This window comes from Alphaproteobacteria bacterium HT1-32 (assembly GCA_009649675.1).
In the GTDB taxonomy this organism is placed as follows: Bacteria; Pseudomonadota; Alphaproteobacteria; order Rhodospirillales; family HT1-32; genus HT1-32.
In genome coordinates this window covers 145,030-158,285 of record WJPL01000002.1, presented here as the reverse complement: position 1 = coordinate 158,285, position 13,256 = coordinate 145,030, and the positions used below count along the sequence as shown (strand labels likewise).

Sequence of the window (13,256 nt, the reverse complement as noted above, 5' to 3'; positions counted from 1 at the left end):
CGCTACATCCTTCGAGACGGTGCTTCGCACCTCCTCAGGATGAGGTAATACAGTCCTGCCCCCTCCGCAGGCCTGTCTCGAAGCACCGTCAGCCTTCCGCGATACTCGGCAGCAGGCTACCTACGAGCGCGTGGAAATCAGTGCCTGAGACCATGTCCTTGGCGGCAGCGATATCCGGAGCGAAATAGCGATCCACTTCATAATGCGGCACCCGCTGGCGCAGCTTGGCATGTAACTCACCCAGCAGCGGGGAGGTCTTCAGCGGGCTGTGGAAGTCGATGGCCTGTGCAGCCGCCAGCAGTTCAATTGCGATAATTCCCCGGGTATTGTCACCCATATCTGTCAGACGCCGCGCGGCAAAAGTCGCCATGGAAACGTGATCTTCCTGATTGGCGGATGTCGGCAGGGAATCGACACTGGCCGGATGCGCACGGGACTTGTTCTCGCTGGCCAGCGCAGCGGCTGTGACCTGTGCGATCATGAAGCCGGAATTCACACCGCTGTCCTTCACCAGAAAGGCTGGCAGTTCTGAGAAGGCCGGATCGATCAGCAGGGCAATCCGGCGTTCAGCCAGCGCCCCAACTTCCGAGATTGCCAGTGCCAGCACATCAGAAGCCATCGCCACCGGTTCTGCATGGAAGTTACCACCGGAGAGCACGTCACCCTCGTCCGGGAAGACCAGCGGATTGTCGCTGACGGCGTTCGCCTCACGCAGGAAAACATCAGCAGAAAACCGGATATGGTCAAGACAGGCCCCCATGACCTGCGGCTGACAGCGGATCGAATATGGGTCCTGCACCCGGTCGCAATCCACATGGCTGTCACGGATCTGACTGCCCGCCAGCAACCGGCGATAGGCTGCGGCAACATCGATCTGGCCGGGCTGGCCGCGAACGGCCTGAATACGTGGATCAAACGGTGTGTCAGACCCCCGGATACCGTCCACGGACAGCGCACCGGTTACGACGGCCGCCGCAAAATCATCTTCGGCACTGAACAGACCAAACAATGCCAGAGCGGTCGAGACCTGGGTGCCGTTCAGCAATGCCAGACCTTCCTTCGGGTCAAGATTCATGACCTCCAGACCCGCATGGGCAAGAGCCTCTGTCGCGGGCAGAATCCGGCCGGCAACCCGTGCCTCACCCACCCCGATCAGCAGGGCAGACATATGCGCCAGTGGTGCCAGATCACCGGAAGCACCAACCGACCCCTTTGCCGGAATGCAGGGCAGCACATCATGTTCAAGCAGCGCCATCAGCGCCTCGATCACAGACCAGCGGACACCGGAATGTCCCCGTGCCAGCGATGCCGCCTTCAGCGCGATAATCAGGCGCACCACCGGGTCGGGCAACAGAGCACCGGTTCCTGCCGCATGGGACAGGATCAGATTACGTTGCAGTTCCTGCAGCCGTTCCGGCTTGATCCGGGTCTTCGCCAGCAGCCCAAAGCCGGTATTGATGCCATAGACTGTTTCACCCCGCTCCAGAATCGCGGTGATCGCCCCCTGCGCCCGCTCGACGGCAGCTCGGGCGGCGGGGTCGATGGCCGTGGCGGCACCATGTGCAATCCGGCGCAACTCGCCCAGGCTGATATCACCGGGGCGGAGCAGAACAGTACTGTCAGTCATAATATCAGCCTTTCAGCATTGGCAGGTTGAGACCCTTTTCTTTCGCACAGTCGATGGCGATGTCGTAGCCTGCATCGGCATGACGCATGACGCCCGTCGCCGGGTCGTTCCACAGCACCCGCTCCAGTCGACGGGATGCGTCTTCTGAACCATCGCAGACGACAACCATGCCGGAATGCTGGGAATATCCCATGCCCACACCACCACCATGATGCAGCGACACCCAGGTCGCACCGGAAGCGCAGTTCAGCAGCGCATTCAGCAACGGCCAGTCAGATACTGCGTCCGAGCCGTCCTTCATGGATTCCGTTTCGCGATTCGGGCTGGCAACCGATCCGGAATCGAGATGGTCACGCCCGATCACCACCGGGGCTTTCAACTCGCCGGAGGCAACCATCTCGTTGAAGGCCATGCCGAGACGATGACGATCACCAAGGCCAACCCAGCAGATACGTGACGGCAATCCCTGAAAGTGAATGCGCTCACGGGCCATATCGAGCCAGTTGTGCAGATGCGGGTCATCCGGAATCAGTTCCTTCACCCTGGCATCCGTCTTGTAGATATCTTCCGGATCACCGGACAGGGCGGCCCAGCGGAACGGACCAACCCCACGACAGAACAGCGGGCGGATATAGGCTGGCACAAACCCCGGGAAATCAAAGGCGTCCGCGACGCCCATTTCCTTCGCCATCTCGCGGATATTGTTGCCGTAATCCAGTGTTGGTATCCCTGCCCGCCAGAAATCCAGCATGGCCTGAACCTGAACCGCCATACTTTCCTTTGCGGCTTTCATCACGCCAGCCGGATCCGATTCCCGTTTTTCTTCCCACTCCGACAGGCTCCAGCCCGCCGGGAGATAACCGTTCAGGGGGTCATGGGCGCTGGTCTGGTCCGTGACCGCATCGGGGCGAATGCCGCGTTTCACCATTTCCGGGAAGATTTCGGCCGCATTTCCCAGCAGACCAACCGATACAGCTTTCCCGCTGGCTTTTGCTTCTTCGATCATCGCCATCGCTTCATCCAGCGTATCGGCTTTCTTGTCCAGATAGCCGGTCCGCAGCCGCATATCGATACGGCTCGGCTGACACTCGACAGCCAGCATCGAAGCCCCTGCCATTGTCGCAGCCAGCGGCTGGGCTCCACCCATCCCGCCAAGACCGCCGGTCAGAATCCAGCGGCCCGTCAGGTCACCATCATAATGCTGGCGGCCGATCTCAACGAAGGTCTCGTAAGTCCCCTGAACAATTCCCTGACTGCCGATATAAATCCATGAACCGGCGGTCATCTGGCCGTACATCATCAGACCGGCACGGTCGAGTTCGTTGAAATGTTCCCAGTTTGCCCAGTGCGGCACCAGATTCGAGTTCGCAATCAGAACCCGCGGGGCATCCTTGTGGGTACGGAACACTCCAACCGGCTTGCCGGACTGAACCAGCAGGGTTTCCTCATCCCCCAGCGTGCGCAGGCTGGCGACGATCTGGTCGAAACATTCCCAGTTACGGGCCGCACGGCCAATACCGCCATAGACGACAAGTTCCTCCGGCTTTTCCGCCACATTCGCATCCAGGTTGTTCATCAGCATGCGAAGCGGCGCCTCGGTCAGCCAGCTCTGGCAGGTTAGGTCTGTTCCGGTCGGGGAACTGATCTTGCGGGAATTATCGATACGACTCGTCATAACGTTTCTCTCAGTTCGTTTTTTCAGGCTTCACAGGTGGCTGCATGGTGAACCGGGCCCCCAGCCGGAAACGGCTGGCCGGATGTGTCAGCCAGGCACGGGAGACCACCCGTTCGCCCGACCATGTGCGCCGGTTCAGCAGCAGCCCCGGTTCATTCGTCGGCATCTTCAACAGTTCACAGGCATGGGCATTGGGAATGATCGCCTCAACCAGATGTTCAACATCTGTCGCCGGGGCGACCTCTGTCAGATATTCGTTTGGCGTGGTTCTCGTGAAATCGATTGTCAGATAATCCGGCGCTGCCGCCGGATTCACCAAACGGTTTTCAAGCTGAATGGGCAGCCCGTTTTCATGATGTACGATAACTGAACGGTAGACCGTTGCCCCCTCTGCAAGACGCAGCGCACGGGCCGCATCGGCATCTGCTTTAAGTTGTTCCAGTGTCACGACACGGGCCGTATGTTCATTACCGCGATCACGAATTTCATCGGCAATATTGCGCAGTTCGACCAGTTCGACCTGTGGCCGGGGGTCGGCGACAAAAGTGCCCAGTCCCTGTACCCGGCGCAACCTGCCCTCTTCCGTCAGTTCACGCAGAGCACGGTTTACAGTCATCCGGCTGATACCCAGTTCCTGCACCAGTTCGTTTTCAGAAGGTACACGCTGATCAATATCCCATTCACCGGAATCGATCCGTTCAAGAATGAAATTCTTCACCTGCTGATAACGGGGAACGTGCTGATCCAGCATCACACAGCCTCCTGACAGCGGCCAGAGCAGACCTTGCCGCCAGCGTCCATGATGCGGGTGCAACAATATCTCATCAGCCGGCAGCCGCGATTGCAGTGCTGGCGAAACAAAGAATTGTTTTCATATCGTTTGCTCCCGATTGACAGGTCGTTGCCTGAAAGATGCGATGAACGAAGGTTTCATCTGCCAGCTTGTATATACAAGTTAGCCCCGTGTTGTACAGATCGTTTCTGCGGCTATGCTGCCCGCACATTCAGGAGGAGACGACCCGATGGCTTTGACCCTGCGCGAAACACCGGCCGAAGGTGTCGCTCTGGTACGGATCAACCGGCCAGAAGTGCGCAATGCCCTAAATATAGACGTCCGCCGCGAACTTGCCGCGCATTTCCGGGAGATGGAGGAAGATGATGGCATTCGGTGTGTCATCATTGCCGGCGATGACACAGCCTTTGCAGCAGGCGCCGACCTGAAGGAGATGTCGGAAAAATCAACCATCGACATGTATATGATGGGCTCGCGCAAGCTCTGGAAAGCGATCAGTGATTTCCCCAAACCGATCATTGCTGCCGTGAACGGTTTCGCGCTCGGGGGTGGGTGCGAGCTTGCCATGCATGCGGACATCATCATTGCCGGAGAAGGCGCACAGTTCGGCCAGCCGGAAATCCGCGTCGGCATCATGCCCGGCGGTGGCGGCACCCAGCGACTGTTGCGCGCTGTCGGCAAATACAAGGCCATGAAACTGCTGCTGACCGGTGAACTGGTCACAGCCGCCGACGCCGAGAAAATGGGACTGGTCAGTGAAGTTGTCCCGGACGCAGAAGTCATGGAACGGGCCGTCGTCATGGCTGGTCGCATCGCAAAGGCACCCGCTGTTGCCGTTCGCCAGATCAAGGAAGTCGTGACCAACGGCGCCGACGCCTCACTGGAAAGTGCGCTGTGGCTGGAACGCAAGGCATTCGAAACTTTGTTCGATACTGATGATCAGAAGGAAGGCATGGCTGCCTTTCTCGAAAAACGTAAACCGGAATTCAAAGGGCGCTAAGCATGTCAGACACATCCCCCCTTCTTAAAGTCGGCGTCATCGGTGCCGGGGCCATGGGCCGTGGCATTGCCCAGGTCGCCCTGACCGGTGGCATGCAGGTTCGTCTGTTTGATGCCAATGCGGAGGCCGTTAACGAAGCCGCGGCCTTCATCATCAAGATGATCGACCGGCTGGCGGAAAAGGGAAAGCTGGAAGCAGGCGAAGCCGACGCGGCAAAGCAGCGTCTGATCCCGGCAGCCAGCCTGCAGGATCTTGGTGACAGCGATATTGTCATCGAGGCCATTGTCGAAAAGCTGGAGGTCAAACACAGCGTCTTTTCCGAACTGGAAGAGATCGTCGGTGATTCGACGATCCTCGCCTCCAACACCTCATCCCTCTCAATCACCCGGATCGCCCAGGCACTGAAAAAGCCGGAGCGGTTTGCCGGTCTGCACTTCTTTAACCCGGTCCCCCTGATGCGGCTGGTCGAGGTCATTTCCGGTGAGCATACCAGCGAGACCATCGTTGAGCGGCTTTTCGAGATTGGCAGGCGTATGGGGCGCGAACCGGTACGGGTTGCTGATGCGCCGGGCTTTCTGGTCAATCAGGTCGGGCGTGCGCTGGTACTGGAATCTGCACATATGGCCACGGAAGGGGTTGCTGATTATGTCAGCATCGACCGTATCATGCGTGAAGCCGCCGGGTTCCGCATGGGGCCGTTCGAACTGATGGACCTGACCGCACTGGATGTCACCTATCCGGCGTCCGAGCAGGTCTGGGCGCAGAACTATAATCTCGACATCTTCCGCCCTGCCCGCCTGCTGCGGTCCCGCATGGAAGCCGGCAAACTCGGCCGCAAGACCGGCGCCGGGTTCTATCGTTATCCAGACGGCAAACAGGATGTGCCGGCAGAAGCCCCGGCCCCGGCCTTTGATGGCAAGACCGTCTGGCTGGCACCGATGCCGGATGCGGTCTCGGACGACGTGACCGGTCTGATACAGGCGCTGGGGGCAAAGCTGTCAGAGGCGGACAAACCCGGCCCCGACGATCTGATCATCCTCTCTCCATTGGGAGGTGATGTCTCGCTGACTGCCGCGACCTTTGGTCTGGATGCCACCCGCTGTGTCGGCGTGGACGGCGTGTTCGGCCTGAAGTCCCGTCGCACGGTCATGCGCTCACCAGCGACCCGGCAGGACTTTGCGTCCAGCGCCCTTGGTCTGTTTGCCGCGGATGGCAAAGCCGCAACATTGGCAAATGACAGCGCCGGGTTTGTTGCCCAGCGTGTCATTGCCCTGATGGTCAATATCGGCTGCTCCATCGCGCAGCAGGGCATCGCCAGTCCCGATGATATCGACAAGGCCGTTAAACTTGGCCTTGGCTATCCGATGGGACCACTGGAATGGGGGGATATGGTAGGCCCCGGAATTATTCTCGAAATTCTGGAGAACATTCAGGCGGCTTATGGCGACACCCGTTATCGCCCGTCGCCCTGGCTGAAACGCCGTGCCCTGCTTGGCCTGTCCCTGTCGACGCCGGATTAATTTTTCGGTTCGTCTGTCCTTCAGGGTAACTCCGCGAGATTCTCCCCCGGTTCCTCCCAGGCAATCGGATCCGGTGAAATCTCGCGGATCAGCTTGCGATGAATGGCCGCGGGGTAATCCGCAAAACTGTTGGCGACCTCGACAAAGGAATAAGGGCCGCCGATCAGGTTTTCCTCGAAATAGACATCCAGATGAGGGATTGAATCGAGGATCGCGAGACCATTGATCCGGATGCCGCTCTGAACAGCACGGTCACGCACCCGGTTCAGCAGCATCGTGAAGTCCGAGAGGCCATCACCCGAGACATCAATGATCCGGCGTCGCCCCTGATACTGGTTCAGGGCCATCAGTGACTGACCGAACTGTACTGCACCGGCAATTGATGTGCCGCCAATCTTGAACAGTCTCGGGGCTGTGCGGAGCCTCTCGGAAAAAGCCTTCGCATCCGCAGCGGTTTTCAGCAGGGTCCATTCAATCGACACCGCCTGCTCATGAATGCTGGACCACTGAAACATCGTGACGGCGATACCATCATCTCCGGTCACTTCAATCCCGCCAATGACCGCTTCGTCCAGGAAGGCATCAGCCAGACCGGAGATCTGAAGATCATACTCGGCATCTTCGATACTGGCGGAGACATCGACCGCCAGCACCAGTTCCAGATCGACGATATCTGCACGCCCCGGTTCCGAGACAGCCATCAGAGCCAGAAACCCTAGCACCACCTGCCGCATCCCGCCCTCCCCGTCTTTATGACATCTGCATCATAGGCGATACGGGTCACGGCGATAGTGGTTTTAGTGGCCCCGGTTACGGCAGGGCTCGACAGGTTTCATTTTGTGAAACTCTAACATTTTCGAAAATTTGTTGAACGCAACGAAATAACTCTGTTACGCTTTCGCCCGGGATTGGCCGTTCGGGACGGACCAAAAATCAACGGGAGACTTAAAAATCATGACATTTTACACAGGAAAACGCGCATTTGTCGCCGGCCTGGCCGCAACCGGTCTGGTTCTGGCGTCTGCTACGGCCTACGCAGCAGATAACTGGCGCTTTGCCCATAAAATGCCGCAGGACAGTCCGGAAGGCGTTGTTTTCGACAAGTTTGCCGAACTGGTGAACAAGTACTCGGACGGGGATCTGAATATCAAAATGTTCCCGAACGAGCAGCTGGGCAAAACCAGCGCCGTGATCGAGCAGCTGAAACAGGGCACCGTGCATATTTATGCTGAAGGCACGACCTACATGCAGAAGTACGAACCGAATGTGCGCTGGATTTCAGCTCCGTTTGCCTTCGACAATCGTGAGCACTGGGCACGCTTCATGAACTCTGACCTGGTCAAGGGCTGGTTCAAGAGCGCAGAAGAAAAATCCGGTATCATGGTGATCGGTGACCCAACCGCCATCGTTCGCGGGCCTTACCGCGTCATGGTTGCCACCAAGGATGTCCGCAAATTTGACGATATGAAGGGCCTGAAACTTCGTATGGCACCGAACAAGACTGCCATCGAAACCTGGACCCGGATTGGCGCAGACGTAAAAACCCTCGCCTGGACCGATGTCTATCAGGCAATTGACAAGGGTATTGTCAGTGCCGTGAACAGCCCGATTGCCCTCGTCGAAGCCATGCGTTTCTATGAAGTCGCACCACATGTCATTCGCCATGACGAGTACTATCAGTCGATCGGTTTCATGATCAACTCGAAGGCCTACAACGCACTGTCCGACAAGCAGCGTGCCGCTGTTGACCGGGCCTATGTTGAAACCGGCAAATTCTCGGAAGAAATAATGGGCAAGGCGGCGGAAGAATCCACCGTTCGCATGAAATCCAAAGGTGTCACCTTCGTTGATATCGACACCGCGCCTTTCGTTGAGTTGCTGCAGGCCATGTACAAAGAGAAAACGGCTTCCGGCGACCTGCCGAAGGAGTTTCTCGAAGTCGTCGCTGCGACCCGCTAAGCAACGACCATGAATGACAGGACCAAAGGTGGCGCATTGGCGGGATTTATCGCTGTCGCTGACCGCATCATGGACGGCATCTGTTCGCTGTTCCTGTTTCTCGCTAATGCCAGCCTGGCCCTGATGCTCGTCGGGACGGCCGCAACCATTGTGTTGCGGCCTCTCAACGTCAGCTTCTACTGGATCTGGCCCTGGACGATGCAGTTTTTCGTCTGGATGTCGTTTTTCGGCTTCTATGTCATTTACCGGAAAAACAAGGATATCGCGGTCGATTTTCTTGTCCGGAAATATGGTGACGGTGCAATGACGGCTACCCGTTATTTCGTCGCACTGACAACCCTGACTGTTACCGGCCTTATCCTTGCGGAAACCCGGATCATTCTGGAAGGCCAGATCGGCGATATCGAAGGGGTTATCACCCCCTGGGGCACCGAACTGGAACGCTATACACTTTCCATTCCGCTGTTCCTGTCGACCTTCCTGGTCTTCGTCAACGCGCTGCTTGAAATTCTCAAGGCAACACAGGGCGTGCCGGAACCTCTGCCGACCCACCTTACAGATCCGGACAGCTAAACCATGACCGCAATGCTTTTTATCGGCTTCATCGCCATGATCCTGCTGCGCGTTCCCGTGGCCATGGCAATCGGCGCTGCTGTCATGATGGCCTTTGCCACCAGCGACTTCAGCGATTCATTCTATATCATTCCGCAGCAAATTCTTGATGGCGTGAACAAGCCGTCACTGGCTGCCGTCCCCTTCTTCATCATGGCGGGGAATCTGATGAACGTGGTCGGCATGACCGATCGCATCTTCACCTTCGCAAATGCTCTTGTCGGCCATTTCAAGGCCGGTCTCGCACAGGTCAACGTGCTTGCCTCGATGATCTTTGCCGGTGTTTCCGGTGCCGCTGTCGCTGATTGTGCCGGTCTTGGTGCCATCGAGATCAAGGCCATGCGCGAACGTGGCTACAAGCCGGAATTCGCCGCCGCTGTTACTGTCTGTTCTGCCGTTGTCGGACCGATCATCCCGCCCTCGATCGGGCTGGTGATCTATGCTTTCCTGGCACAGCAGTCGGTTGAACGGATGTTTCTGGCTGGCGTTGTTCCCGGTGTCATCATCGGTGCCTCACTGATGATCTTCAATCGCATCCTCGCCATCCGGCATGATTTCCCGACCCAGCCGAAAGCCAGCAGACGCGAAGTACTTCGTAGTGGCTGGGACGGTATTCTGGCGCTGATCGCACCGGGGATCATTCTGGGCTCTATCCTGACCGGTCAGGTCACAGCAACGGAAGCCGGTGTTCTGGCCTGCATCTACTCGCTGTTCCTGGGGTATGCCTACAAGACACTCACATTGCAGCGCCTGATGAAGGCACTGACAGAAACCATGACAATGACCACGGTCATCATGATCATCATCGGTTTCTCGATTGCGATGGGCTGGTTGCTGGCCATTGAACAGGTTCCGCAGCAACTGGGCGAAGCGATCTTCTCTGTCACAGAATCACGGACTGTCTTTCTGGCGCTTGTCCTTGTGTTCGTGCTGCTGATCGGCTGTGTGGTTGAAGGCGTGCCGGTCAAGCTGATGCTGGTGCCGATGCTGCTGCCGATTGTCGATACCTTCGGCATCGACCGGGTGCATTTCGGAATTATCTTCCAGCTTGCCCTGCTGATCGGCATTGCGACACCGCCAATGGGGATCGGACTTTACGTCATGGTTGAGGTCGGCAAGGTACCTTTCGAGAAGGTGGCCATGGCTGTCCTGCCCTTCCTAATCCCGCTGATGCTGGTACTCATCCTGATCACCTATGTACCGCAACTGACCCTCTGGCTGCCCGATCTTGTTCTCGGACCGGATCAGCCGATCCGATAATCGCCAGCCTTGCCGGATCCCACAGATCCGGGATCAAACACTGCGCCGGAACCCAAGGCTTGACCACAGCCGTACACGGGTTCCGGCGCAGTGCGCCTTGGCCTGAAGCCGGACTCAGTGCATCGTCAGTTCAACATTTGCGAGGCGGAATTCCGAAGGGCGGACAATCTCACGGCTGGCCAGCTTCACCGAATGCAGCCTGCCATCCAGATTGTCTTCCCAGAAATCGAGAAACTTCTTCAGGATCGGATATTGTGGGGCCAGGTCCAGTTCCTGCCAGATGTAGGATTGCAGCAGTCTCGGATAGTCCGGCAGGTGATAAATGATTTCTGCGGTTGTCAGCCGGTAGCCCTGCATCTGAAGTTCGAGAGATTTTGTCTGCATTGCGCGTTCTCCTGAATATTTCTCGACAAGAGGTATTCACCCGGATATCAGTCTGCCGCATCCGCTTTTCAGCGCAAAGTTTTTTTATCATATATTTCAATAACTTGGCACCAATCCAACGAGAGTGCTGCCAAAACATCCGGCCCCGCAAAAATTATTCCCATCGCTGTCGCTTGACAGGGCACCATCTCCGACCTAAATCGCCAGCACTCACATCATGTGAGTGCTAAAATTGCAGATATATCTGCTGGACCAACGCTTCATTAATAAGGGAAACGAGCATGAAGTTCAGACCGCTTCACGACCGGGTCGTCGTTCGTCGGGTCACGACAGACGAGAAAACCGCTGGTGGCATTATCATCCCCGATACCGCCAAGGAAAAGCCGATGGAAGGCGAGATTGTCGCCGTCGGTACGGGTGCCCGTAATGAGAAGGGTGAAGTCGTGGCGCTTGATGTCAAGGCCGGCGACCGGGTTCTGTTCGGCAAATGGTCGGGCACAGAAGTCAAGATCGACGGCGAAGAGCTGCTGATCATGAAGGAAAGTGACATCATGGGCATCATCGAGACGTCCAAGAAGTCGAAAAAAGCTGCTTAATGAAAGGGCTTGAATACTATGGCTGGTAAAGAAGTTAAATTCTCGACCGACGCACGCGACCGTATGCTGCGCGGCGTCGATATCCTCGCCGATGCGGTGAAGGTAACACTCGGCCCGAAGGGTCGTAACGTTGTTCTGGACAAGTCGTTCGGCGCACCGCGTATCACCAAGGACGGTGTTACGGTTGCGAAGGACATCGAACTGTCCGACAAGTTCGAAAACATGGGCGCCCAGATGGTCAAGGAAGTTGCTTCCAAGACCGCTGATCTCGCCGGTGACGGCACCACCACCGCGACGGTTCTGGCTCAGGCCATCGTCCGCGAAGGTGTGAAGGCTGTTGCAGCTGGCATGAACCCGATGGATCTGAAGCGTGGTATCGACCTCGCTGTTGACGCTGTCGTGGCTGATGTCCAGAAACAGTCCAAGAAAATCAAGGGCACGGAAGAAGTTGCACAGGTTGGTACCATCTCTGCCAATGGTGACGCTGAAGTCGGCTTGATGATTGCCGAAGCCATGCAGAAAGTTGGCAACGAAGGCGTCATCACTGTTGAAGAAGCCAAGGGTCTCCAGACCGAACTCGACGTTGTCGAAGGCATGCAGTTCGACCGCGGCTATCTGTCACCCTATTTCGTGACCAATGCCGACAAGATGATCGCTGAACTCGACAATCCGTACATCCTGCTGCACGAGAAGAAACTCTCGAACCTGCAGGCAATGCTGCCGGTGCTCGAAGCCGTTGTTCAGTCCAGCCGTCCGCTGCTGATCATCGCTGAAGATGTCGAAGGCGAAGCACTGGCGACCCTGGTCGTCAACAAGCTCCGTGGTGGCCTGAAGATCGCTGCCGTCAAGGCACCGGGCTTCGGTGATCGCCGGAAAGCCATGCTGGAAGACATCGCCATCCTGACCGGTGGCCAGGTGATCTCCGAAGACATCGGCATCAAGCTGGAAAGCGTCACGCTCGACATGCTGGGTACCGCGAAGAAGGTCGACATCTCGAAGGAAGAGACCACGATCATCGACGGTTCCGGCAAGAAGACGGACATCGAAGGCCGCTGCAACCAGATCCGCAAGCAGATCGACGACACCACGTCCGACTATGACCGTGAGAAGCTCCAGGAGCGTCTTGCGAAACTGGCCGGTGGTGTCGCCGTGATCCGCGTCGGTGGTGCAACTGAAACTGAAGTCAAGGAACGCAAGGACCGTGTCGACGATGCGCTTCATGCAACCCGCGCTGCGGTTGAAGAAGGCGTTGTACCGGGCGGCGGCGTTGCCCTGCTCTATTCGACCAAGGCTCTTGAGAAGCTGGAAGGCGCCAACAACGACCAGCAGGTCGGTATCTCGATCATCCGCCGGGCCATTCAGGCACCGGTTCGCCAGATTGCCCAGAATGCGGGCACAGACGGCGCGGTGGTTGCCGGCAAGCTGCTCGAAGGTAAAGGCGGCACCTGGGGTTACAATGCCCAGACCGGCACCTACGAAGACCTGGTGAAATCCGGTGTCATCGATCCGGCCAAGGTTGTCCGTTGTGCGCTGCAGGATGCGGCCTCGATCGCCGGCCTTCTGATCACGACCGAAGCCATGGTCGCTGACAAGCCGGAGAAGAACAGCAATGCTGGCGGCGGTATGCCCGGCGGCGGCATGGGTGGGATGGGCGGCATGGGTGGCATGGACTTCTAAGTCCGGCTTACCAGAAGCTCTGCGAAGACCAGAGAGGTCGGGTGGTAACACCCGGCCTCTTTTCTTTTGATGATTGCAGTCCCGAGATCACTTTTCCCCCTAAGCTTCGTATAAGTACGGATAGAAATCCTGCCCGGTATCTCTGATTATGCG

At 57.4% G+C, this 13,256-nt stretch carries 12 protein-coding genes; 7 read left to right on the top strand and 5 right to left on the bottom strand.

What is annotated here, in order from left to right:
- Positions 1 to 88 precede the first annotated feature (88 nt).
- The 3 genes from hutH to hutC are packed head-to-tail and all read right to left on the bottom strand — an operon-like array spanning position 89 to position 4,053.
- The gene (gene hutH / locus GH722_12285; protein MRG72539.1) at positions 89 to 1,627 is read right to left on the bottom strand and encodes a histidine ammonia-lyase; all 1,539 of its coding nucleotides are present in this window, start codon (positions 1,625 to 1,627) and stop codon (positions 89 to 91) included.
- A 4-nt stretch (positions 1,628 to 1,631) separates the two neighbouring features.
- Positions 1,632 to 3,302, bottom strand: coding sequence for a urocanate hydratase (locus tag GH722_12280; protein ID MRG72538.1), 1,671 nt, complete (start codon positions 3,300 to 3,302; stop codon positions 1,632 to 1,634).
- 10 nt (positions 3,303 to 3,312) lie between these two features.
- Positions 3,313 to 4,053 (bottom strand): histidine utilization repressor, encoded by a 741-nt coding sequence (gene hutC, locus GH722_12275; protein ID MRG72537.1) that lies wholly within the window; start codon positions 4,051 to 4,053, stop codon positions 3,313 to 3,315.
- A 271-nt stretch (positions 4,054 to 4,324) separates the two neighbouring features.
- On the opposite strand from hutC, the gene GH722_12270 reads away from it, so the two are divergent.
- Together GH722_12270 and GH722_12265 are read left to right on the top strand one after the other, a co-directional pair.
- Positions 4,325 to 5,095 (top strand): enoyl-CoA hydratase, encoded by a 771-nt coding sequence (locus GH722_12270; protein ID MRG72536.1) that lies wholly within the window; start codon positions 4,325 to 4,327, stop codon positions 5,093 to 5,095.
- Between the two features lie 2 nt (positions 5,096 to 5,097).
- On the top strand, positions 5,098 to 6,615 hold the full coding sequence (locus tag GH722_12265) for a 3-hydroxyacyl-CoA dehydrogenase (GenBank protein MRG72535.1): 1,518 nt from the start codon (positions 5,098 to 5,100) through the stop codon (positions 6,613 to 6,615).
- A 20-nt stretch (positions 6,616 to 6,635) separates the two neighbouring features.
- Here GH722_12265 and GH722_12260 read toward each other — a convergent pair whose 3' ends face one another.
- On the bottom strand, positions 6,636 to 7,349 hold the full coding sequence (locus tag GH722_12260; GenBank protein MRG72534.1) for a DUF1194 domain-containing protein: 714 nt from the start codon (positions 7,347 to 7,349) through the stop codon (positions 6,636 to 6,638).
- Between the two features lie 220 nt (positions 7,350 to 7,569).
- On the opposite strand from GH722_12260, the gene GH722_12255 reads away from it, so the two are divergent.
- The 3 genes from GH722_12255 to GH722_12245 are packed head-to-tail and all read left to right on the top strand — an operon-like array spanning position 7,570 to position 10,446.
- Positions 7,570 to 8,574: a C4-dicarboxylate ABC transporter substrate-binding protein gene (locus GH722_12255; GenBank protein MRG72533.1), complete on the top strand. Its 1,005-nt coding sequence runs from the start codon at positions 7,570 to 7,572 to the stop codon at positions 8,572 to 8,574.
- A gap of 9 nt (positions 8,575 to 8,583) precedes the next feature.
- On the top strand, positions 8,584 to 9,147 hold the full coding sequence (locus tag GH722_12250) for a TRAP transporter small permease subunit (GenBank protein ID MRG72532.1): 564 nt from the start codon (positions 8,584 to 8,586) through the stop codon (positions 9,145 to 9,147).
- A gap of 3 nt (positions 9,148 to 9,150) precedes the next feature.
- Positions 9,151 to 10,446: a TRAP transporter large permease subunit gene (locus GH722_12245; GenBank protein MRG72531.1), complete on the top strand. Its 1,296-nt coding sequence runs from the start codon at positions 9,151 to 9,153 to the stop codon at positions 10,444 to 10,446.
- A gap of 114 nt (positions 10,447 to 10,560) precedes the next feature.
- On the opposite strand, the gene GH722_12240 is transcribed toward GH722_12245, so the two are convergent.
- Positions 10,561 to 10,830 (bottom strand): Usg family protein, encoded by a 270-nt coding sequence (locus GH722_12240; protein ID MRG72530.1) that lies wholly within the window; start codon positions 10,828 to 10,830, stop codon positions 10,561 to 10,563.
- A 281-nt stretch (positions 10,831 to 11,111) separates the two neighbouring features.
- Between GH722_12240 and GH722_12235 the strand changes: the two genes are divergently transcribed.
- A complete protein-coding gene (locus GH722_12235) occupies positions 11,112 to 11,426 on the top strand; it encodes a co-chaperone GroES (GenBank protein MRG72529.1) in 315 nt (104 codons plus the stop codon).
- A gap of 18 nt (positions 11,427 to 11,444) precedes the next feature.
- A complete protein-coding gene (groL, locus tag GH722_12230) occupies positions 11,445 to 13,103 on the top strand; it encodes a chaperonin GroEL (GenBank protein ID MRG72528.1) in 1,659 nt (552 codons plus the stop codon).
- Positions 13,104 to 13,256: the final 153 nt, after the last annotated feature.